We start from the raw sequence: 19,408 nt of genomic DNA, 5'->3' as shown, positions 1-19,408 counted from the left end.
TTGATCCTTCTTGTCCTTCGACCAGTGGTCCTCGCCGACCAGCGACAGCGCACCCGAGCCGGTGTGCATCCCACCCTTCGGCTTGTCATGATCCTTCTTGTCCTTCGACCAGTGGTCCTCGCCGACCAGCGACAGCGCACCCGAGCCGGTGTGCATCCCACCCTTCGGCTTGTCATGATCCTTGTCGTGCTTCTGGGTGTGGGAGGAGCTGTCCTTGTCCCAGTCACCTGCGGTGGCCGCGTAGGCTCCGGGTGCGGTCAGGGCCATGGCGCCGGCTGCGGCGGTCGCGGCGAACAGAATGCGGGCAGAGCGCATCGATGTCTTCCTTCCGTCGCCCGCGACGGCTGACTGGATGTCGGCTACTCGACCGCGGCGACATGTCCCACCGTCAGCTTCGGTCTGCTTGGACACCACTTGAGGTAGTGCATCCGTGCAGACATTTGCATTGCACACGGGCTGCCGGCGATCTGGCCCGCACGCAGCTGAACCAGACTGACCGTCGAGCGCGGTACCGACCCAATTGCCGGTCCCCTTGAACCGCTCCGCCGACGCCTCCTCCAGCCCTGGAACAAGCCCCGCGGGCTCTCGGACATCCGCGGAGCCATCGGACTTCCGCCGTGATCGAACGATTTCCCACTGGGCCACTCGATGCAATCTGCAGGTACGCGATGTCGGTCTCGCACCGGCACGAACGCCTGCGGGCCAGCACAGACGCGCTCAAACCGACTGGCCTGCGGAAGAACCTCGGTGGTCTCCGAGGACGGCATCATCGGGCCGCGTCTGTGCCGTCCCGCGCCGAACCCCGACGGACGTCACCGCTCGATCGAGCACGAGGCACGATGAAGGACATCGCTGGGCCTCCCTGTCCCGGATAGAGCGCCACGCTCGGGAAGGGCGACCGAGGGCAGGCGGAGTTTACGCCAGCGAGGGGTCATGGCAGTTTCCCGCTCCCTAATCGCCCCCTGAGCCTTTTGAGCTTCCCGGGCTGCTGGTGCGTATCGGGAGTGAGGTGCCGGGTGTAGCCCTGGTCTTCTGGCGGCTGGGAGTGCCGGTCCGTCGGGTCAGCGGCTGGCGTACGGCATGATGGCCATTTCGCGGGCGTTCTTGATGGCGGTGGCGAGGGCCCGCTGCTGCTGGGCGGTCACTCGGGTGACGCGCCGGCTGCGGATCTTTCCCCGGTCTGAGATGAACTTCCGCAGCAGTTCGGTGTCTTTGTAATCGATGTAGGTGATCCCTGCCGCGTCGAGCGGGTTGGGCCTGGACTTGGCGGGCTTGCGGGGGTCATGGCGTGGGCCATGGCGGAGTCTCCTTGGATTGGCTTTCGTTCACAGCCTGACTGGGGAGTGAACAGGTTGTACGGGGGCCAGGCGGCGTCGAGGAGGGCCTCGAAGGCGGCCGGCAGGTGCTTCCAGGCCTCGCGCCCCGATCCGTATTCCGCGTCGGTCAGCAGGCAAGAGTCGAGGAGTCGTTCAAGCCCGTCGCGGTCAAGGCCGGGCGAGGTGAAGACGAGGTGCTGGCAGCAGTCACCGTGGTCGGGGTGCCAGTCGAGCGCGGCCGACGCCTGGCGCATGGGCGGGACCATGTCCCAAGCCGCGTCCGGCAGCGACACCAGCCATGGGCCGGCGTTCTCGACGGACAGAGCTCCTCCGGCCGCGTCCCAAGCGAGCAGCGCGTCGGGGCGTTCGGCGAGCCAGAACCGTCCGCGACTGCGGGCTGCGGCGCAGCACAGGTCTTCAAGCGCCTGGTAAAGGCGTTGGGGATGGAAGGGCCGTCGGCGGCGCCACACAAACGTGCTGACACCGGCCTCGTCAGCCTCCTGGGGAAGCAGCGCGCAGGCCGGGTGCTGGGCGGCTGCGGCGGCCTCTACGTCGAAGGTGGCGAATGCCGCACGGGCGAGTTCGACGGAGGCCGTCGGTACCTGCTGGGCGGTGGGGTGCAGTTGGGTGAGGAGGGCGTGGTCTTCGTCGTCAGCCGCGTGGCTGTTGACGAGGGCGAGGACGGGTGAGTACTCCAACTGACGCGCCCAGGTGTCGCCGACGGTCCGCTGGTCGGTGGGGGCCACCGCAAGACCGGCTTCCGCCAGGTCGTCGCCGTTGGCGAGGTAGGGCAGGACGAGCGCGGGGTCTACGGCGGTGATCACGTTCGACAGGATCAGCCGGTCTCCGCCGTGCGCGGCAACGACTTCCGCCATGGCCTTCGGTTCGACCGAGTCCCACAGCTCGACCACGGCGAGTCGAGTCAGACCGCCGTCTGCCATCCGTTCCAGTTCCGGGACGAGGTCCTCGCGCAGTGCGCAGCACGCACAGTCGTTGACCAGCGGTGCTTCGCCGCGGGAAAGGGTTCCGGAAGCATCGCGGATCAGGCGGAGCACGGTGCCGTCGGGCGCCCCTGCCAGATCGTGGTGCAGCGCCACGCTTCCGGGAACGGCCCGCAGGAGGCATTCGACGACCTCGGCTCGGGCCTTGGCGTGAAGTCCGGCGACGAGCACGACCGGGAGCTGGTGATCGTGATCCATCAACGGGCTCCGTAACGACGCTCGAACCGCTCCACGCGGCCGGCAGTGTCCAGGACGCGAGCGGTGCCCGTGTAGAAGGGGTGGCTGGCGGAGGAGATCTCCACGTCGACAACCGGGTAGGTGTTGCCGTCTTCCCAGTCGATGGTCTTGTCGCTGGTCATCGTGGAGCGGGTGAGGAATGCGGTGCCGGAAGCGGAGTCGCGGAAGACGACGGGCTCGTAGGCGGGGTGGATTCCGGGCTTCATGACAGGGCCCTTTCAGAGGCTTCGAGTGGGGTGGGACTTCGGGTCAGCGCTCTTCGCGGAACTCGACATGACGACCGAGGACGGGGTCGTACTTGCGCAGCACCAACCGGTCGGGGTCGTTGCGCCGGTTCTTGCGGGTGACGTAGGTGAACCCGGTACCGGCCGTGGAGCGGAGCTTGATGACCGGGCCGATCTCGTTGCGTGCCATGCCGCTACTATATGGCAATGGTTTTCATTTCTAATGTGGCCCCACGGGACAGGCGGCATCCATGTCGGCCCACTGTCAACTAACCGGCGGCAAGCCGGGATTCGGCAACACCATCTCCCACTCGCACCGGCGCACCTCACGCCGCTTCGACCCGAACATCCAGCGCAAGCGCTACTGGCTGCCCAGCGAGGGCCGCCATGTCCGCCTGACCTTGAGCGCCAAGGCGATCAAGACGGTGGACGTGATCGGCATCGAAGCCGCCGTGGCCAGGATCCGCACCCGCGGAGGGACGGTCTGATGGCCAAGAAGAGCAAGATCTCGCAGAACGAGAAGCGCAAAACGACTGTCGAGCGCTACGCCAGCAGGCGGGCCGAGCCCCTGGAGATCATCCGCCACCCGTCCTCCACCGCGGCCGAACGGCAGGCCGCCCTCGCGGAGCTGCGCAGACAGCCGCGCGACGCCAGCGCCACCCGGGTACGCAACCGCGACGGCGTAGACGGCCACCCCCGGGCCTACCTGCGGAAGTTCGGACCCTCCCGGGTGCGGACTCGGCAGCAGGCGCACGCCGGATTCCTGCCAGGAGTGACCAAGTCGTCCTGGTAGCCGGCTGCCCGGCCGCCGGCCCGGAGCTTTCAGGGTGTGCGGCCGGGTCCCTGACGCACGCCTTCCGGAGACGTATTGGAAATGGGAGTCGTTTTCAGATACTCTCCCTCTGCTTTCAGCGATCAGACCTAGGAGTCCCCACGATGGCCGTCCCCAAGCGGAAGATGTCCCGCAGCAACACCCGCCACCGCCGAGCCCAGTGGAAGGCGACCACCCCTCAGCTGGTGCCGGTCGCTGTCGACGGCTCCGTGTACAAGGTTCCGCAGCGGCTGGTGAAGGCGTACGAGCGCGGCCTCATCCACCCCGAGGGCTGATCTCGTGACGTCGCGCGACCGCCTGCCGGTGACCGTTCTGTCCGGCTTCCTCGGCGCGGGAAAGACCACCCTGTTCAATCACGTGCCGGCAACCGCGACGGGCGGCGAGTCGCGGTGATCGCCAATGACATGAGCGAGGTCAACGCTTCTTCTGGCTCGCCAGCCGCCCCCGCGTGACTGGCCTGTGGCCCCAGGCCGGAACCGTCGCCCGCTTCGAACTCTGTGGCACCCGCAGCCCCGGCCCCGCACAGGGCCCGGCGGCATCCACTCCGCCGGGTCCCGGTCCGCTTTCCCACGGTTCAAGCGGGCAGTCACCGCCACGAGGCTGGTGGCGGCGTCCTGGTCGTTGACGTACGCCTCACGCCGGGCCGGCGTCCACGCGGAGGCGCCAGCTGGCGGGGAGCGCTATTCGAAACGTGCCGTATTCCAGCCTGGAGCTGGTGATTGAGCGGTCAGAGCTTGCATCCCCACTGGTGGGGCAGCCCGGCCAGGGGTGCCCTGATGGCGTTGTTGTCCGCGGGAAGGCCGAGGTCCTGTGGAGTAGTCCTCGTGGCGTACAGCGCAGCCGGCGCCGTCGCCCTGTACAGGACGCCTGGTGCAGTACGGACACATCCAGCGACCCCGGCGCTCCCGGTGGAAAGCCTCCGAGTCCTCGGCCAAGAGCTGGAGCAGGCGAGGTCGTGTATCCACCGCCGCTCCGCGCCTCATGCCTCCGGTTGGGCGTGCTGGTCAGCCTCGCCCATCGGCTCGTCCAGGGCCGCACGGGCGAGAGGAACGAAGCGCCGCTGTAGGTCCTCGACGAGGACGCCCGTTTCCGCTGCTGAGCAGCGATAGCGATCCTTCTGCTCATCAGTCAGCGGCCCTTGGGTCAGGTCCATCAGGTACTGGATGGGCGGGTGGATGTGCCGGTCTATGGCCTCCGCGTACTCGGCACCAGCCTGCGCCACACCAGTTGGTCCTTCGAGCTCAACCGTAGTCGCCGCCTGGCGAGTCGCCCGAACCGCGTCGATGGCTGCACCACGCCGTACGTCATAACGATGCTGGTCATAGGGCTCCAGTGTCAGCCGTGCCAGTTGCCAGATGGCCCCCTGCGCTTCATGAGCTGCATCCATCAAGCCCTGGTAGGCGGCTTGCCGGCGATCCCGGCGCCACTTCTGGTGCTCGACGCGCAACTCACGAAGCGCAGCGCGATCTTGTGCGACCTCTTGGCGTATCTGCTGCCGTTCCAGGGCCTCGTTCTTCCGCCGCTCGGTCCGCGCTGTTACAAACGCCGTCAGTCCGCTGCCCAGCAGCGTGCCGACAATCGCGATGGCCCTGGTCATCCAGGTGCTCGTCACAGGGAGACATTGTGAAGCACGACCTCGCACCCATCCGGGCGATCACCGCAAAGCCCCCTCCGTACAAGCAGCCCATAGGCACTCGGTCGGCAACACGCAGACGCCCGGGTCTGGCCCGGGGGTCAGTACGTGACGTGGAATTCGTTACCGCCGACGTCGAGGAACTCGCCAGGCCGGCGGCCGCGATGGGTGACCTCCAGGCGCAGCCTGTTCCGCGCCGCCTTCGGCGCCGCAGGCGGCCCCATCACCAGCGAGACCGTGCTGGTGGGCTTCCGTCGAAGCCGGACGCCCCAGTCGAAGGACTCGACCGCGTGCCAGTCGGCCTGTGACTCCCAGAAGGACGGCTGCGAGTAGCGGTCCTCCTCGGCAATGTCGAGGCAGATCGCGACAAGGCCGGAGTCTGCAAGCACTCCGGGATGCCCGGGACGCAGCACGCAGAACTCGTTACCCTCCGGATCAGCCAGCACATCCCACGAGACGTCGCCCTGGCCGATGTCGACCCGCGTCGCACCGAGTGTGAGCAGGCGCCCCACCTCGGCCTCCCAGTCCGGCCCCCCAGCCAGGTCGAGATGGAGTCGGTTCTTGCCTGCCTTCGGCTTCGCCGTCGGCACGAACCGCAGCCGCAGGCCGTCCGTCCGGCCCCGCGTCGCCTCCTGCCAGAAGCGGTCCATACACGCGACATCCAGAGCGTCGATCACGATCCCGGTCAGCATTCCACTCCCCCAAGGTGTCGAACCCGGCGCCTGCTGTCGTCACCGCTGTCGGCATGGCACCGACGGCTGCAGCGAGACACCCCCTCACAAGTAGCCCACGCACCCCGGACACCCTGCCGACCAAGGACCCCGAGTACAAGGCCCGCAAGTCGGCTCATACTGAAAGGATCAGCACGGGCTCGACGACGTGAACACGCTCCCGTAGGACCCTCCGTCACGGGCTGCAAACCATGCCCACTGCATCCACGGGGGGAACGCTTCCCGAAAACTCTCCGAGAGCCGGACCCACCTCTAGCCGCAGGCCCGGCTGAAGGGAGGAGGTCATGGGTTTGAACGAAAAAGGATCACTCACCCGTCTACACGCCTACGTCAGCTACCGGGACGCCGTAGCGGGCCTGGCGTGGCTGTCGTCCGTCGGATTCGACCATGTAGCGCGTCAGGACGCGGAGGACGGCTCCGTGCTGCACGCAGAGGTGCGCCTCGGTGACGCCGTCGTCATGGTCGCGACCGCAGACGCGGCCTACGCCCGGCCTGCTCTCCACGGGATCAGCACAGGGAGCGGCCTCTACCTCTGGTTCTCCGCAGCGCCGGCGGTGGACGACTGGTACGCCAGAGCGGTCGCCGCCGGAGCCACCGGCGTCATCGCGCCCGAGGACACCGCCTGGGGGTCCCGGCGCGCCCGCGTCCTGGACCCGGAGGGGTACGAGTGGAGTGCGGGCACCTACGGACCCGGCTGACCGAGCCCGAGCCAGCTTCGACGTCGAAGACGCGTCAAGCAGACGATGACTGCGAGCAGCACGCCCACGTTGATGGTCAGCAACCGCCCAGATCTCCCCATCGAACGGCCATCACCACGCGGGGGTGGAAGCACCCCAACCTCCTTGTGCAACCGGACCTCGACAAGGGCAAAGGCGCATCATCAACGAATGACACAAAGCCATCGAACCTGGCCGAATACGGCAGTCCTCGTTGTCCGCCACTTCGCGCCCCCACTTCCACCAGCCCGCCCGAGGCGTCGGGCGGCTCTGAGCCCGGTGGTACTGCCCCAGACGTCGACCAGGATCCGAAGGGGATTGATCGCCGGGCCAGTGGGAGACAAGGCGCCCGGTGGAGTGTTCAGCCGAAGACCAAGGGGCCAACTCGACCTCGAACTGCATCGAGGGCGCACACCCGACGGTGTCATCGCCCGCGTCATGCAGCGCATCCTCGCGCTCACGGCCGCGATCTGGCACAACGACCACACAGACGAGCCCCTGCTGCGCTCACTGACCGCCTACGATCACTGATCATGTCCGTTGCCATGGGAACCGGGCCGTCTGTCACTGAATTACCGCTGGGCGGGCGCTTACCCGGCGACCTCTGCTCAGCGGCGCGGGGTGCGATGGCGGCGGTGGTAGGAGATGGTGACGGCGGCGAGGAGCGGGCCCCAGAGGAACAGCGGTAGGTAGAGGATGCCGACCACGAGGCTCCCGGTGGACGTCATGTCGTCGTGCGGAAAGTTCCACCACCAGGGTGTGAAGGCCCAGAGCACGGTCAGGGCCGCCGCGCCGAGGGCGGCAGGGACCACGGCGGCCATGGGGCGGACTCTTCGCCCTTCGATCAGCGGTATCCAGTGGGGCACGACCTCACCCCACGGCCGTACCAGACCGATCGTGAGGAAGGCTGCGAGCTCGCAGACCACGCTGAGTGTCAGCATCCATACCTTCGCGCCGATCGTCTGGAAGCTCTCGAAGCCAACGTCGGTGTATCCGGCCGGGTATCCGAGCACCAGGGCAATGCGCCACAGTCCGCTCGGCAGGACCACCCATGTAGTCAGATGCGCAGCGCAGACAGCCCAGCGGGGCGGCGGCGCTGCGGAGATGACCGTCGAGTCGCTCGTTTGAATGCCCATGCCACACATCGTCACGCGCCGTCAAACAGACTTCATCACCCTGCGCGACGAACTCAGACGGCCCTGTGGAGCGACAGCGGGACGGTGCCCTCCCCCACGTGGGGGAGGCCGCGTCATCCTCCGAGGCCATGGCCTCCGCGAAGCCTGCCGCGCTGCTCCGGCACAGGGTCAGCCAGCGGCGGTTGGGTTCCACGACAGACATGCTGGATTCGCTGACAAGAGACAGACCCCTTGGAATCGATCATCTAGGATGGCCGCCGCGGCGGCGATCAGGGCGATCCCTCACTCACTCATCCCAGGGATCCTTCTGCGCGGGCAGGAAGCGAGGGGCGTAGGAAATCTGTGGGCTAACCGGGATGTCCGCCACGAGGAAGCTGTTGATGGCGTAGTACGTGTCCAACACCTCGGCGGACAGTTCGCCCACTGCTGGTGGGAGAAGTGCGACCGCGCTCGGCAGCATCCTCATCGTCACCTACGTCGAGGTCGACTGACCCGTGCCCTCCGCGCAGCACGAGCCAGCCGCGGGCGCTGACGGCTCAGGCGGACGACCTCGAGCGCCGCGTCCTCAAGGTCCAGGCCCGACTCCGCACCGCGGATGACGCTGCCCGCACTACCGGCTTCCGCCTCGACGACGCGGCCGGCGCGATCCGGCACGCCCGCGACGCGCTCGCCGAGACCACGAGCGACCTGGCCCCGTGCCCGGGCCGTCCGGGACGGCAGTGTCTGCGCCGTCCCCGTGGGGAAACTGCCCAGAGCACGGCAACGCTCTCCGGAGCACCGGCGGCCACTCCTGATGCACCAAGCTGGCCTGCACTCGGTCTTTGGAGCTACGACCGCCTGGGCACTGCCTGCGGGGAGCCGCTGACCCACAAGGTCGCCGACACTCACGGAAGTTCGTTCGTGGCCTGTCGCGCGCACGCGATGGACACTGACGAGCGTCTGGAAGGCGGCACCGTCACTGCGCTGACGGCGTGAGGGCTACTTCCGACCGTGTCGCGCGGCTGCCGTCGTGGCCCGCTGCCGCAACAACCACATCGAGCCTCCGGCACCGGGGCAAGTGCGGCGGCTGGTCGGCAAGGCGGTCAAGGACTTCGAGAAGCGGTTCTGCCTCAGCACGCTGGACCGGCTCAACCACACGACCCGATCGCGGCTGGAAGATCTGATCGGGGGCGACGACACCGAGCACGGCACGGACGGCGACAACGCCGTGGCCGGGGCGGGCGATCGCACTTCACCGAGCTGAAGACGGACCCTGGCGCCCCGGGCCTGGAGAGCCTGCTTGCGGAGGTCAACAAGCTGGAGCGGGTGCGGCGGCTGGAGCTGCCTGCGGATCTGTTCGCGGACGTGTCGGAGAAGCTGGTGGACGCCTGGCGGGCCCTGGCATCGAAGGAGTACCCGGCAAACCTGGAGCGGATGAAACCGCCTCGGCGGCTGACCCTGCTGGCCACGCTGTGCCACGTCCGACAGTCGGAGATCACCGACTCACTGGTGGACCTGTTCATCCAGCTCGTGCTGAAGATCAACACACGCGCGGAGCGGAAGGTCGAGAACGAAACTGGGGGCGGAGCTGAAGAAGGTCCGCGGCAAAGAGGCGATGCTGCTGCGGGTCGCGGAGGCGGCGCTGTCGGAGCCGTCCGGCACGGTGCGGCGGATGATCTTCCCGGTGGTCGGCGGGGAGAAGACGCTCAAGGCGCTGGCGGCGGAGGCCGCGGAGGACGAGGCCCGCTACAAGGCCCGGGTCCGCACGGTGCTGCGGTCGTCGTACTCGGCGCACTGGCGGCGGATGCTGTCGCCGCTGCTGCGGGCGCTGGAGGTGAAGTGCAACAACACCGCCTACCGGCCGGTGATGGACGCGATCGACCTGTTGGTGCAGTACCTGGAGCAGCCTCTGAAGGAGGGCGCCTTCTTCGACCCGGCCGAGGCGGTGCCGCTGGACGGGGTAGTTCCCGAGCAGTGGTGGGTCGGCGGCCGTCGACGACAAGGGCCGCGTCGAGCGCATTCCGTACGAGCTGTGCGTGCTCGTCAGCTTGCGGGACGCGATGCGGCGGCGGGAGATCTGGGTCGTGGGCGCCAACCGGTGGCGCAATCCGGAGGACGACCTGCCCGCCGACTTCGAGGGCAACCGGGACGTCCACTACGCCGCCCTGGGCCAGCCGCAGGACGCCAGCGAGTTCATCACCGCCCTCCAGAACAAGCTGCGGGCGTCGCTGGACCGCTTCGAGCAGGCTCTGGCCGGGGGCGCCACGGGCGGGGTCGCGATCGTCAAGGAGCACGGCGAGCCGTGGATCAGAGTCTCCCCGCGCGGCAAGCAGGACGAGCCTGAGTCGCTGGTGGCGATCAAGGCAGAGATCGAGCGGCGCTGGGGCACCATCGACCTGCTGGACATCCTGAAGTACGCCGAGTTCGACACGGGACTTCATCGCCGAGTTCACCTCGGTCGCCACCCGCGAGAACCTGTCCAAGGACGTGGACATGAACAGCCGCCTGGAGCTGGACCTGGCCACCACGGCCAATGCGGTTCCCGGTCCGCGCCGCCCCGAGAGTGAGAACGCGACAGCCCCCGCGTGAGCGGGCCGGGCGTGTGTGCCGCTCCAGGGAGCGGACGGACGCCTGCCGGGACCGCACGAGCAGTGAGGCGCGCGAATTGGGGGCGTGGGATCTTGGGGCATAGGTTGACGGCATGGTACAGGGGGCGAACTCCGCGGCGCAGACCATGCCGCAGGAGCAGCAGACAAGGGGGCGGCATGGCGCCCGGCGGAATAGGGACAAAGGCGGGCTGGTCCGTTCGTCTTTGTTGATGGCTGTTGGCACGGTGGTGTCGCGGGCGACGGGGCTGATCCGTCAGGTGCTGCAGGCCGCGGCGCTGGGAACCGGCCTGCTGGCCAGTACGTACAACACGGCGAACACCGTGCCGACGAGCCTGTACACGCTGTTGATCGGCGGCGCGCTCAATGCCGTGCTGGTGCCACAGCTGGTGCGGGCCCGGACCACGGACCCCGACGGCGGGCGGGCCTACGAGCAGCGGCTGGTCACGCTCGTGGTGTCCGTGTTGGGCGTAGGGACGGCGCTGGCGGTATGGGCGGCGCCGCAGATCGTGAGCCTGTATATACGGGACACCCCGGACAATCACGAGGCGTTCGAGCTGACGGTTACTTTCGCGCGGTTCCTGCTGCCGCAGATCTTCTTCTATGGCCTGTTCAGCATCTACGGGCAGGTGCTGAACGCGCGTGAGAAGTTCGGCGCGATGATGTGGACCCCGGTGTTGAACAACGTCGTGCTGGTCGGCATGTTCGCCGCCTATCTGGGGCTGATGACGGTGCCCGACCGGGTGGAGGACATCACCGCCGCCCAGGTGCGGCTGCTGGGGATCGGGACGACCGCGGGCATCGCCGTCCAGGCCCTGGCGCTGATCCCGTTCGCCAAGGCGGCCGGTTTCCGGTTCCGGCCGCGGTTCGACTGGCGGGGCACCGGCCTGGGCAAGAGCGTGCACGCAGCGAAGTGGACGCTGCTGTTCGTCCTGGCCAACCAGGTCTCCCTTACGGTGGTCACGAACTACGCCAACGCCGCCGACCAGGAGCTGCCGCAGGCCGGCGCAGGCTACTCCGCCTACACCTACGCGCAGACCATCTGGATGCTGCCGCAGTCGATCGTGACCGTGTCCCTGGTGACGGCGCTGCTGCCGCGCATGAGCCGGGCCGTCGCCGAGGGCCGCATCCCGGACCTGCGCGCAGACCTGTCCCGGGCGCTGCGGATCAGCGGCGTGGTCATCGTGCCCGCCGCCTTCCTCTTCCTCGCCCTGGGGCCGCAGATCTCTTCGCTGCTGTTCGCCCACGGAGCAGCCGATGCCGCCTCAGCCCGCCCACTGGGCTACATGCTGCAGGCGTTCGGGCTGGGGCTCATCCCGTTCTCCGCCCAGTACCTGCTGCTGCGCGGCTTCTACGCCTTTGAGGACACCCGCACCCCGTTCTTCATGGCGGCCTGGATCGCAGGCGTGAACATCGCCCTGGCCACCGCCTGCCATGTGGCCCTGCCCGCACACTGGTCGGTGGTCGGCATGGCCGGGGCCTACACCCTCGCCTATGTGGCCGGTCTCGCGCTCACCGCCTACCTGCTGCGCAAAAAGATGGGGGGACGGATCGACGACGGCGGTCTGCGCCGCACCTACATGAAGCTGCTGTGCGCCGCGTGCCCGGCTGCTGGGCTGGGCTGGGCCGCAGCGCGTGCGTGCGCCGGCCTGGGAGAGGGGACGTGGCCCACTGCTGTCGCCTTGGCTGCCGGGGCACTCGCGACAGCCCTGGTGTATCTCCTCCTTGCCCGGTTGCTGAAGATCAACGAGCTCCGTCGTCTGCCCGGGATGCGTTGAGTCCGGGCAAACGATGGAAGGGGGCGGGTAAGAACGCTGACACCAGCCGACATTGGTGTCACGTGCGGCGGGGTCGCGCTCGGCGACGTGCCGGGCGACCGCATCGACGCCGGGGCGGGCGTACCGCTCCAGGGAGCGGACGGAGGCGTGGCGGGAGCGGGCCAGCAGCATCCCGTCTTAGTGTCGAGCCCGGCGTTCCAGTGCTTGAAGGCGCCCCGTACGTATCCGGTCCTGCTCTCGTCGGCGATCTGGACCAGTTCCAGGCGTCGACGAGCGCGAGGCCCCCAGCCGGTGCCGCCGGGGCGGCGGGGGCGGCCTGCGCGGTGGCGGGCACGGCGAGCGCAGGGACAAATACCTGCCGGACTGGCTCTCCGCCGTCCGGCAGGACAACTTGCCTAACTCCACGCCTTCGCCGCAGGCATCCACCGAGACCGGGACGCCGTCATCGCCGGCCTAACCCTGCCCTGGAACTCGGGCGCCGTCGAAGGCCACGTCAACCGGATCAAGTTGCTCAAGCGCCAGATGTTCGGCCGAGCCGGCTTCTCGCTCCTGCGTAAGCGAGTTTGCTGCTCGCTTCGTGACCTGTCAGCTACTGATGAGGTGAGGGTGCTAGACGGTGCGCGGCTCGCGGATGGTCACCACGGACAAATCCGGGTCGGTAGGCGGCACCAGCTCTCCAGTGGCAACTTCTACAGGCCGTCCACCGGCCTACCCACTCGCCGATGAAGGCGCCTGCGAGCGGGACGACGCCTGCCGCTCCGGCCCTATGACGGCCGCCCGCACCTGGTCCATGGGCGTCATCCTGTCGTAGAGGACCGGGCAGCGTGGAAGCCACCTCCATCTGACTCGTTCGGTCCATCTCGGGGCACCAGCGCGCGACGTCTGTGAATCGCCGCAGTTGGGCTGGTTGGTGGCCAGGTATGCACTCGAAGAACCCTGCAAGCTGGAGCGGCAAGTGCGGTGGCGGAAAGGCCCAGAGCCAGGGGCAAGGCGAGCGCGCCGCGCACAAAGCGCGCGGAAAGAGAAGGACGCACGCAGTGAGCCTGGGTACCAGGGCGAGATGCTCATCGTCACCGAGCCTTTGCTGTCGCTCGGCTCTTGGGACAACCGCATCCGCGACCATCCACCCACTCCTACGTTCCGACCGCTCCGGATCTCCTTGCTTGTCCTGTCGCTATGCAGCTGACAGATCGTGGGCCGCTGACCTGCTGGGTTGCCCTGTCGTTTGAGAACGCCGCGGGCCGGCGTTCTCAAACGACAGGGCTTTCACGGAAGCGCGCTGGTGGTGGGCAAGGGCAGCTCAGCCGTCCCACTCTTCGGCAAGGCTGCCCGTGGCCGTCCGGAGACGGTGCCGGGCCGCTTCCAGATGTTCGGCGTAGTCGGCGGCGAAGATTCCAGGGAGCGCTTTGTCGAGTGTTCCCGCGATTTTGTGGATCGGGGCCCAGGCGGCCGGATCGTCGACCAGGCGGCTGAGATCTGTCATCTGCACTCGCTCCAGCCAGTCCGAGAGGACCAGGGCCTCGTCGGGGGTGAGCTTGATCGTGATGTCGCTCTTCTCCATGACCGGAATCCAATTAGTCGCGCTTGGGCCAGATCGGGCCCTGGTCGGTCCAGATGACGCCCTTGTTGCGGCACAGGCAGAAGGGGTGGCCGATCGGGTCGGTGTAGACCTGCCAGCCGTAGCCGTTGGGGCCGATGAAGTCCTGCCTTAGCGTCGCGCCGAGGTCGAGGACGCGGCGCTGCTCGGACTTGATCTCGTCCACTTCGAAGTCGAGGTGGAACTGCTTGGGGTGCTCGCTGTCGGGCCACTGCGGAGCGCGATAGTCGTCCACCCGGATGAATGCCAGCTCGATCTTGCCGAACTGGATGCCGGCCCAGTCCTCGGAGCTGCCTTCCTTGATCGGACGGCCCGTCACCTCGGAGTAGAAAGCCGCCAGCTTCATCGTGTCCGGGCAGTCGATAATGAAATCGGTGAGTCGCAGCATCCCGCGATCTTGTCACAAGCTCACACCCGACTTCGAGACAGGCCCGTCGCGATCTCGATGGAGGCAGAACCTCCGAATGAGGGGGTCCTGGGTCCGAGGGTGGTGTAGATCCGCGCGAATCGCCGGCTCAGCTCGGCGGTTGTTGCCAGGTAGAGCTCATTGGGGTCGAGGGCGGTTGTGGGCGGGTCGAGGATCAGGTGCGTCAGCATCACGATCTCGGGGAACGCCGCGAGGTGGCTGCGGTCCTCAGCCGAGATCTTCTTGCTGACGGCGAGAGCTTCGACTCGGTCGAGGCGATCGGTCCACTCCTTCCCAAGGTCGATCGGCATTCCGGAGGCGGACCAGTCCTCGACGATCTTCCGCGCCATGTCAAGGGCTCGTCTGGTCTGCCGGTGACGGCGGGTGAGCCGGTCGAGTCGACGCTGGGCCTCGATGACTTCTGGTAGGGCGACGAGTGGGATGTCGTGAGTGGAGCGGGTCCAGAGCTGATGCCGCGGGCAGAGGTGGACGTGGGCGGGTGAGATGGTGATGACCACGGAAGCGGTGGGACTGCGGCGGGCTGTGCAGCAGTGGCAGGGGCGGCTGATCAGCGGATCCGTTCGCTGCCCGGGACCGTGCGGGCTGAAGAAGTCGGCGAGCGCGGGCAGGGCCCTCGCGAGCTGGGGTGTTGGGCGCCCGGAGAGTGTGGCCAGACTGGCGGGTGAGTGGGATTCCAGCCGGCGGTGGTTCCCGACCGCCGGCCACCTTGCCGCCTACGCCGGACTCGCCCCGGCGACCCGGAGCTCAGGCTCACCGATCCGCGGCGAACAGCCCTCCAGGAGAGGAAACAAGCAGCTCAAACGAGCCTTCTTCCTCACCGTATTCGCCGCCCTGGGCGACCCTGCGTCCCGGGCCTATCACGACAAGAAGATCGCCCAAGGCAAGCACCACACCCAAGCCGTGCTCTGCCTCGCCCGACGCAGGGCCGACGTCCTGTTCGCGATGCTCCGTGACGGAACCTTCTACGAACCGCAGCCGTCGGCCGCAGTCACCTGACCTGCGGGTCTGCGAGGAGAACGACTCGATCGGCCTCGACGTCGAAGCCGAGCACCGGATGGCGATAGTCGCTTTCCGGGGCCATCAGCACGGGCTTGCCCAGCCGCCGACCGATCTCCCGGAGGAAGCCGCAGAACACATCGAGTCGATCCTGGCCCTGCAACTCCCGCAGGTCGACGTCGAAGTCGACTTCATCGTCGGCGTGGAAACGGAAGATCGCCAACACATCGGCAGTCGGCCAGACCCGCAGGTCCGGGCACTCGGCCTCCGCCGGGCGGGACAGCACGGCCTCCGCCCGGGGCACCGGAAGCACCGTCTCTCCCCCGGAGTACTGGCACTTCCAGCCCTTCTCCGCGAGGAGATCGAGGACCGTCTGCCAGTCCTCCACCGAGGAATCCGTGACACGCACGTCCGGCAGCGACCCCATCAAGTCCGGGTCGAAGAAGGAACTCACGTCATCCCACAGCAGGTCGGCCACCCCGCAATGCTGCCCGGCTCCCCCCATAAATCGCCCACGCACCCCGGATGCCCTGCCGACCAGCGACCCCGAACACAAGGCACCCCAAGTCGGCTCATCCTGAAAGGACCAGTGAGGTCTCAGTCCGGTATGCCTGGGTCAGAATCTGCGCGGCATACCTCGCAGGCCCTGATCCCGCCGCGACGGGCGTCACCTGCGGCCTCATCTGCCGGCCGGCGAGCACGCAGTCGCCGATACGGACGCCGCCCGCGACGGGGAGGCCCATCCACACGCAGGTAGGACATCACGACACCGCTGGCCGTGTGGTCGACCTGATAGCCGCGCTGGAACGGTTCGTACGGGCGGCCCCGGAGCCCGCCGGCATCTGGCCATCGTCCTCAGCCCGCCCCTCAGAGGTAGTCTCGTTTGCCTTGTCTTCCGCACTGGAGGGTGATCCCGTTGTCGTGGTGGGGCGGGGTTACATGCCGCGATCCGGGCCCCGCCATGGCTCTGGACATTCGGCGGCTGTCATCGGGAGTCTGCGCAGACGCACCGGGCCGGGGTAGAAGGCGGAGCTGTGGGGGCCGGCCATGTTCTCGCCGACGAGGTAGCGGTAGAGCCATTCGGTGAAGGTCATGCGATGCTGCGACCAGCCGCCTTCTCCGTCCCCGACGAGGAGCCAAGAGGTGTCGGCCGCCGCGGCGAGGAAGACTGTCTCTCCTCGGTCGGTACTTGCGATCGGCCACAGACCCTAGCGGGCGCCGAAGCTCAGCTCCTGGAGTCCGAACAGCAGGCGAGGATCCTCGTCCGCGTCGAGGTCGTCCCAGGACACCTCGGACCACGCCTGGACCGTGTCGCGTATCCACTGGCCCAGGTTCCACCGCTCGCTCGCCGGGTGGCAGAGGGACAGGTGGCCGTTGAGTTCGATCGGACCGTATGCGTCCACGAGGACCCGGTAGTCGGAGGGCAGTTGTACGCCGAGTTCCGCGTGGAGCCGGTCCCACGCCGACGGGTCGGCATAGCGGTTCTGGGCCTCTCCGAGCATCGCCATGACGGCGTCCAGATAGTCAGGCATGGGCTACCTCGTTGGTGTACGCCACAGGTCTCGGCACGAAGCGGCAGGCCCAGGCCCGGAGGGCTCCGATTATGCCTTGGATCATCGCAGTCCGTCCCGGTCAGGCCGCCAGCCTGCAATAGCAAATCAGGGTGTCGGCGAAGGCCAGGAAGTGCTCGGCCTTGGGCTCGTGGCGGCGGTGCAGGCGGCGGCACCCGGCCAGCCACGCCACCGTGCGCTCCATGGGCCAGCGGTGGCGCCCCAGTCGCTGGGAGGATTCGATGCCCTTGCGGGCGATGGGCTGGTGAGCCGGGTGCACCCCAGACTTCGCCATCGAGCAGCGCACCGCTCGTGTGCCTGTCTGTGATGTCAATGTGCAACACGGCCGGTTTCCCGTTCGACCGAAGGAATGAGCTGTGTCCGACCGACCTGAGATTGTGTGCATCTGCGGCTCTACGCGGTTCGTGGACGAGATGCGTGCGGCGAACCGTGATTTGACTTTCGCAGGTGCCATCGTCGTCGCGCCAGGCGAAGCAGACGAGTTGATCACCGACGAACAGAAAACCGCGCTGGATACCCTCCACCTGCGCAAGATCGACCTTGCTGACCGGGTTCTGGTCGTGAACCCCGGCGGGTATATCGGCGAGTCCACGAGCAGAGAGATCGCGTATGCCCACGCCACCGGAAAGCCGATCTCGTTCACCGATCCCGTCTAACAAGTGATCCGCTGCGCCGGTCAACGATCGAGCCCCCTGCTGCCGAACCGGACGCCTCGGCGGGGTGGGTGGTGGCGTGATCACCAGCAGGTGATCGCCGCGATCGCGTTCAAATACTGCCCCGGCACTCCGTGGATCCTCTTCATCAACAACAACAGCAACTGGAAGGTCTGCCGCCAGGACCCGGAGCCCGGAACCACGGACACCCTCCGCGTCGCGATCTACTCCGTCAAGCTGAACGAGTCCTGCTGATCCCCCGGCACGCCGTTCTCCTTGGGCTCTCCCCAACGGGCGCGGGCTATCAGGCTCTGCACCCGCTCCCGCCGTAGGCGGCGAGAGTGCGACCGCCTCAGATTGCCCGAGCGAACGGGTGGGGCTCATCGTGCCCGTGCTCACCACACACGGTCCTCTGAGCCTCATTCACCGAGTGCCGGCCAGGCGTCGTGTCATGGCCGTTCTCTTGTGGAGTGAGGTGCAAGAGTCCAGTCAGACGTATGGTCGGCCGGCCGATCCGCGCCCGGCGGTGGTCGATCTTCGTCGCCACCTTGGCCCGAACAGGAGCACGACGATTGCGCCTCTACGCTCAGACACCAGCACGCCGGAACCGTCAGGTGCTCGCCGACCTGATCGCCGTACTTCTGATCGCCGCTGCGGTGTGGGGCGCGCTCACCGTCCGCGAAACGATCATGCTTCTGGCCGAGCCGGGACGGAAAGTCGAAAGCTCCGGCGACAGCCTGGCCGCTGAACTCGACAACGCCGGCGATGCAGCGTCGAACGTGCCATTTGTCGGCGGCCTTTTGCAGAAACCGCTCCAATCCGCGGCCGACGCCAGCTCCGGGTTCGCCGAAGCCGGAGTATCGCTCCAGGAAACGGTCAGCCGCGTGGCCACCTTCACCGCAACCGCGCTGATCCTCATTCCCGTAGCCTTCGTACTGCTGGTGTGGCTCCCACCACGACTCCTCTGGATCCGGCGCAGCGCAACCATTCAACACCTCCTCGACGCCCCCGGAGGCGCCGACCTGCTCGCCCTGCGTGCCCTCACCGGACCACCGGGCGACCTCGCCGCGCTCCCGGCACCTCCGGGCGGCCTCGCCGACGCATGGCGCCAAGGCGACCCAGACGTCATCGCCGACCTCTGCGAGATCACACTCAGGCGGGCCGGCCTGCGACCCCGAGCCGTGGCCCCTCGCTGACCAGCCCAGCCAGCCCACCCGCATTGAGGTCCGGGACCGGTCACAGAGTAACAATGCAGTCAACGCCCAGCCCCTCGACGACCGGACTCCGCTCGAACGCCTCATACCCGGCGCAAGAGGGGTCCGGGAGGGCCTTCAGCGGGCCTTGGCGTGTGAGCCGGGCATGCCGTCGCCGCGGCTACATCTTTCTCAGCATCGCCACCGCAGCCGCCATCGTCGTCCGGTTCCGAACATGACCGACCGACCAAGTCCTAGGCTCTACCCGTGTCCGACTACCACGATCCTTTCACCCAAGGCGGCCGACCGCGTGGGAGAGAACGCCGAGCAGGAGTGGGACGGCTGGTCACCATGGACGGCGGAAGAACCGCCGGCACCGTTCATCGCCCAAGCGGCACAAGCCGTGGCGGACTGCGTGACATCAAGCTCGGTCACATCCACCTCAACACCGCCACCGCAGCCGCCCCGGCCATCTGAATCCGAGCATGGCCAACCGAACAAGTCCTAGTGCCGCAACAGTCTCTGCCATGACGGTTGGACAGGTCCGGAAGGTGTGTGGCCACGCCGTTGGCAAGGCCTGATGCGGGCTTGGTGCTGTCGTCGCTGGCGCCAGTCGGACTGTGCAGGACGTGATCGATTGAGGCCGGCCCGCGGTGAGCGAGCCGGTGAATCAGGCTGTCGCAGTTCGGAAAGGCTCAACAGGACGCGGCCGGAGCACCCGCTTCTGTCTTTCCGACGGCGGGTTCGCGGCCCCTCAGGATGGTGAAGCAGCCATGGGCAGC

General features: G+C 67.6%; 21 protein-coding genes and 8 pseudogenes. 13 read left to right on the top strand and 16 right to left on the bottom strand.

Annotation, left to right across the window (positions count from 1 at the left end):
• From ACFVGW_RS10645 to rpmG, 5 genes and pseudogenes are all read right to left on the bottom strand, one after another.
• A pseudogene (locus ACFVGW_RS10645) lies at positions 1-315 on the bottom strand (hypothetical protein); the annotation flags it as partial.
• 746 nt (positions 316-1,061) lie between these two features.
• A pseudogene (gene rpsR / locus ACFVGW_RS10640) lies at positions 1,062-1,289 on the bottom strand (30S ribosomal protein S18); the annotation flags it as partial.
• Between the two features lie 83 nt (positions 1,290-1,372).
• Positions 1,373-2,515, bottom strand: a pseudogene (locus ACFVGW_RS10635) (CobW family GTP-binding protein); the annotation flags it as partial.
• The gene (locus ACFVGW_RS10630) at positions 2,515-2,760 is read right to left on the bottom strand and encodes a type B 50S ribosomal protein L31 (protein ID WP_385851666.1); all 246 of its coding nucleotides are present in this window, start codon (positions 2,758-2,760) and stop codon (positions 2,515-2,517) included. The pseudogene ACFVGW_RS10635 and the gene ACFVGW_RS10630, both read right to left, overlap by 1 nt.
• Before the next feature lie 43 nt (positions 2,761-2,803).
• Positions 2,804-2,968 (bottom strand): 50S ribosomal protein L33, encoded by a 165-nt coding sequence (gene rpmG / locus ACFVGW_RS10625; protein ID WP_385851665.1) that lies wholly within the window; start codon positions 2,966-2,968, stop codon positions 2,804-2,806.
• Positions 2,969-3,029: 61 nt separating this feature from the next.
• Between rpmG and rpmB the strand changes: the two genes are divergently transcribed.
• From rpmB to ACFVGW_RS10605, 4 genes and pseudogenes are all read left to right on the top strand, one after another.
• The gene (gene rpmB / locus ACFVGW_RS10620) at positions 3,030-3,266 is read left to right on the top strand and encodes a 50S ribosomal protein L28 (RefSeq protein ID WP_385851664.1); all 237 of its coding nucleotides are present in this window, start codon (positions 3,030-3,032) and stop codon (positions 3,264-3,266) included.
• Positions 3,266-3,571, top strand: coding sequence for a 30S ribosomal protein S14 (gene rpsN / locus ACFVGW_RS10615; RefSeq protein WP_385851663.1), 306 nt, complete (start codon positions 3,266-3,268; stop codon positions 3,569-3,571). The genes rpmB and rpsN overlap by 1 nt, the downstream gene beginning before the upstream one ends.
• A gap of 143 nt (positions 3,572-3,714) precedes the next feature.
• Entirely contained in the window at positions 3,715-3,885 is a 171-nt protein-coding gene (gene rpmF / locus ACFVGW_RS10610; protein WP_385851662.1) for a 50S ribosomal protein L32, read from the top strand.
• A 4-nt stretch (positions 3,886-3,889) separates the two neighbouring features.
• A pseudogene (locus ACFVGW_RS10605) lies at positions 3,890-4,029 on the top strand (GTP-binding protein); the annotation flags it as partial.
• A gap of 105 nt (positions 4,030-4,134) precedes the next feature.
• Here the strand turns inward: ACFVGW_RS10605 and ACFVGW_RS10600 are convergent.
• The 3 genes and pseudogenes from ACFVGW_RS10600 to ACFVGW_RS10590 all read right to left on the bottom strand — a co-directional run.
• A pseudogene (locus ACFVGW_RS10600) lies at positions 4,135-4,278 on the bottom strand (HNH endonuclease); the annotation flags it as partial.
• 311 nt (positions 4,279-4,589) lie between these two features.
• Positions 4,590-5,222 carry a hypothetical protein gene (locus ACFVGW_RS10595; protein WP_385851661.1) on the bottom strand — a complete coding sequence of 211 codons (633 nt, stop codon included), beginning with the start codon at positions 5,220-5,222 and terminating at the stop codon, positions 4,590-4,592.
• A gap of 122 nt (positions 5,223-5,344) precedes the next feature.
• Entirely contained in the window at positions 5,345-5,935 is a 591-nt protein-coding gene (locus tag ACFVGW_RS10590) for a VOC family protein (protein ID WP_385851660.1), read from the bottom strand.
• Between the two features lie 323 nt (positions 5,936-6,258).
• On the opposite strand from ACFVGW_RS10590, the gene ACFVGW_RS10585 reads away from it, so the two are divergent.
• A complete protein-coding gene (locus ACFVGW_RS10585; RefSeq protein WP_385851659.1) occupies positions 6,259-6,672 on the top strand; it encodes a VOC family protein in 414 nt (137 codons plus the stop codon).
• A 393-nt stretch (positions 6,673-7,065) separates the two neighbouring features.
• Positions 7,066-7,221, top strand: a pseudogene (locus ACFVGW_RS10580) (IS982 family transposase); the annotation flags it as partial.
• Positions 7,222-7,298: 77 nt separating this feature from the next.
• On the opposite strand, the gene ACFVGW_RS10575 reads toward ACFVGW_RS10580, so the two are convergent.
• Positions 7,299-7,826: a hypothetical protein gene (locus ACFVGW_RS10575; protein ID WP_385851658.1), complete on the bottom strand. Its 528-nt coding sequence runs from the start codon at positions 7,824-7,826 to the stop codon at positions 7,299-7,301.
• A 286-nt stretch (positions 7,827-8,112) separates the two neighbouring features.
• Positions 8,113-8,286: a hypothetical protein gene (locus tag ACFVGW_RS10570; RefSeq protein ID WP_385851657.1), complete on the bottom strand. Its 174-nt coding sequence runs from the start codon at positions 8,284-8,286 to the stop codon at positions 8,113-8,115.
• A 549-nt stretch (positions 8,287-8,835) separates the two neighbouring features.
• Between ACFVGW_RS10570 and ACFVGW_RS10565 the strand changes: the two genes are divergently transcribed.
• From ACFVGW_RS10565 to murJ, 3 genes are all read left to right on the top strand, one after another.
• Positions 8,836-9,069 carry a hypothetical protein gene (locus ACFVGW_RS10565; RefSeq protein ID WP_385851656.1) on the top strand — a complete coding sequence of 78 codons (234 nt, stop codon included), beginning with the start codon at positions 8,836-8,838 and terminating at the stop codon, positions 9,067-9,069.
• A gap of 772 nt (positions 9,070-9,841) precedes the next feature.
• The gene (locus ACFVGW_RS10560; RefSeq protein ID WP_385851655.1) at positions 9,842-10,372 is read left to right on the top strand and encodes a hypothetical protein; all 531 of its coding nucleotides are present in this window, start codon (positions 9,842-9,844) and stop codon (positions 10,370-10,372) included.
• 134 nt (positions 10,373-10,506) lie between these two features.
• Positions 10,507-12,189: a murein biosynthesis integral membrane protein MurJ gene (gene murJ, locus ACFVGW_RS10555; protein WP_385851654.1), complete on the top strand. Its 1,683-nt coding sequence runs from the start codon at positions 10,507-10,509 to the stop codon at positions 12,187-12,189.
• A gap of 1,300 nt (positions 12,190-13,489) precedes the next feature.
• Here murJ and ACFVGW_RS10550 read toward each other — a convergent pair.
• The 3 genes from ACFVGW_RS10550 to ACFVGW_RS10540 are packed head-to-tail and all read right to left on the bottom strand — an operon-like array spanning position 13,490 to position 14,542.
• Positions 13,490-13,750 carry a hypothetical protein gene (locus ACFVGW_RS10550; protein WP_385851653.1) on the bottom strand — a complete coding sequence of 87 codons (261 nt, stop codon included), beginning with the start codon at positions 13,748-13,750 and terminating at the stop codon, positions 13,490-13,492.
• Positions 13,751-13,763: 13 nt separating this feature from the next.
• On the bottom strand, positions 13,764-14,174 hold the full coding sequence (locus ACFVGW_RS10545; protein ID WP_385851652.1) for a VOC family protein: 411 nt from the start codon (positions 14,172-14,174) through the stop codon (positions 13,764-13,766).
• 20 nt (positions 14,175-14,194) lie between these two features.
• Positions 14,195-14,542 (bottom strand): hypothetical protein, encoded by a 348-nt coding sequence (locus ACFVGW_RS10540; protein WP_385851651.1) that lies wholly within the window; start codon positions 14,540-14,542, stop codon positions 14,195-14,197.
• A gap of 295 nt (positions 14,543-14,837) precedes the next feature.
• Between ACFVGW_RS10540 and ACFVGW_RS10535 the strand changes: the two are divergent.
• Positions 14,838-15,209, top strand: a pseudogene (locus ACFVGW_RS10535) (transposase); the annotation flags it as partial.
• On the opposite strand, the gene ACFVGW_RS10530 reads toward ACFVGW_RS10535, so the two are convergent.
• The 3 genes and pseudogenes from ACFVGW_RS10530 to ACFVGW_RS10520 form a co-directional block, all read right to left on the bottom strand.
• The gene (locus tag ACFVGW_RS10530; RefSeq protein WP_385851650.1) at positions 15,202-15,687 is read right to left on the bottom strand and encodes a hypothetical protein; all 486 of its coding nucleotides are present in this window, start codon (positions 15,685-15,687) and stop codon (positions 15,202-15,204) included. The pseudogene ACFVGW_RS10535 and the gene ACFVGW_RS10530 overlap by 8 nt on opposite strands.
• Positions 15,688-16,417: 730 nt before the next feature.
• Entirely contained in the window at positions 16,418-16,741 is a 324-nt protein-coding gene (locus tag ACFVGW_RS10525; RefSeq protein ID WP_385851649.1) for a hypothetical protein, read from the bottom strand.
• Between the two features lie 100 nt (positions 16,742-16,841).
• Positions 16,842-17,018 (bottom strand): annotated as a pseudogene (locus ACFVGW_RS10520) (IS5/IS1182 family transposase); the annotation flags it as partial.
• Between the two features lie 118 nt (positions 17,019-17,136).
• Here ACFVGW_RS10520 and ACFVGW_RS10515 point away from each other — a divergent pair.
• From ACFVGW_RS10515 to ACFVGW_RS10505, 3 genes are all read left to right on the top strand, one after another.
• On the top strand, positions 17,137-17,436 hold the full coding sequence (locus ACFVGW_RS10515; protein ID WP_385851648.1) for a hypothetical protein: 300 nt from the start codon (positions 17,137-17,139) through the stop codon (positions 17,434-17,436).
• A gap of 90 nt (positions 17,437-17,526) precedes the next feature.
• Positions 17,527-17,688 (top strand): hypothetical protein, encoded by a 162-nt coding sequence (locus ACFVGW_RS10510; protein ID WP_385851647.1) that lies wholly within the window; start codon positions 17,527-17,529, stop codon positions 17,686-17,688.
• A gap of 359 nt (positions 17,689-18,047) precedes the next feature.
• A complete protein-coding gene (locus ACFVGW_RS10505) occupies positions 18,048-18,629 on the top strand; it encodes a hypothetical protein (RefSeq protein ID WP_385851646.1) in 582 nt (193 codons plus the stop codon).
• The last annotated feature ends 779 nt before the right edge of the window (positions 18,630-19,408 follow it).

Source organism: Streptomyces sp. NPDC127129 (assembly GCF_042671585.1).
Lineage (GTDB): Bacteria > Actinomycetota > Actinomycetes > Streptomycetales > Streptomycetaceae > Streptomyces.
The sequence above is the reverse complement of the archived record's forward strand: the minus strand, read 5'-3'. Positions and strand labels throughout refer to the sequence as shown.

Coding starts and splice junctions, on each gene's coding strand:
- ACFVGW_RS10630 (WP_385851666.1), bottom strand. CDS start 2,760: ATGAAGCCCGGAATCCACCCCGCCTACGAGCCCGTCGTCTTCCGCGAC.
- rpmG (WP_385851665.1), bottom strand. CDS start 2,968: ATGGCACGCAACGAGATCGGCCCGGTCATCAAGCTCCGCTCCACGGCC.
- rpmB (WP_385851664.1), top strand. CDS start 3,030: ATGTCGGCCCACTGTCAACTAACCGGCGGCAAGCCGGGATTCGGCAAC.
- rpsN (WP_385851663.1), top strand. CDS start 3,266: ATGGCCAAGAAGAGCAAGATCTCGCAGAACGAGAAGCGCAAAACGACT.
- rpmF (WP_385851662.1), top strand. CDS start 3,715: ATGGCCGTCCCCAAGCGGAAGATGTCCCGCAGCAACACCCGCCACCGC.
- ACFVGW_RS10590 (WP_385851660.1), bottom strand. CDS start 5,935: ATGCTGACCGGGATCGTGATCGACGCTCTGGATGTCGCGTGTATGGAC.
- ACFVGW_RS10585 (WP_385851659.1), top strand. CDS start 6,259: ATGGGTTTGAACGAAAAAGGATCACTCACCCGTCTACACGCCTACGTC.
- ACFVGW_RS10575 (WP_385851658.1), bottom strand. CDS start 7,826: ATGGGCATTCAAACGAGCGACTCGACGGTCATCTCCGCAGCGCCGCCG.
- ACFVGW_RS10570 (WP_385851657.1), bottom strand. CDS start 8,286: ATGCTGCCGAGCGCGGTCGCACTTCTCCCACCAGCAGTGGGCGAACTG.
- murJ (WP_385851654.1), top strand. CDS start 10,507: ATGGTACAGGGGGCGAACTCCGCGGCGCAGACCATGCCGCAGGAGCAG.
- ACFVGW_RS10550 (WP_385851653.1), bottom strand. CDS start 13,750: ATGGAGAAGAGCGACATCACGATCAAGCTCACCCCCGACGAGGCCCTG.
- ACFVGW_RS10545 (WP_385851652.1), bottom strand. CDS start 14,174: ATGCTGCGACTCACCGATTTCATTATCGACTGCCCGGACACGATGAAG.
- ACFVGW_RS10540 (WP_385851651.1), bottom strand. CDS start 14,542: ATGGCGCGGAAGATCGTCGAGGACTGGTCCGCCTCCGGAATGCCGATC.
- ACFVGW_RS10525 (WP_385851649.1), bottom strand. CDS start 16,741: ATGCCTGACTATCTGGACGCCGTCATGGCGATGCTCGGAGAGGCCCAG.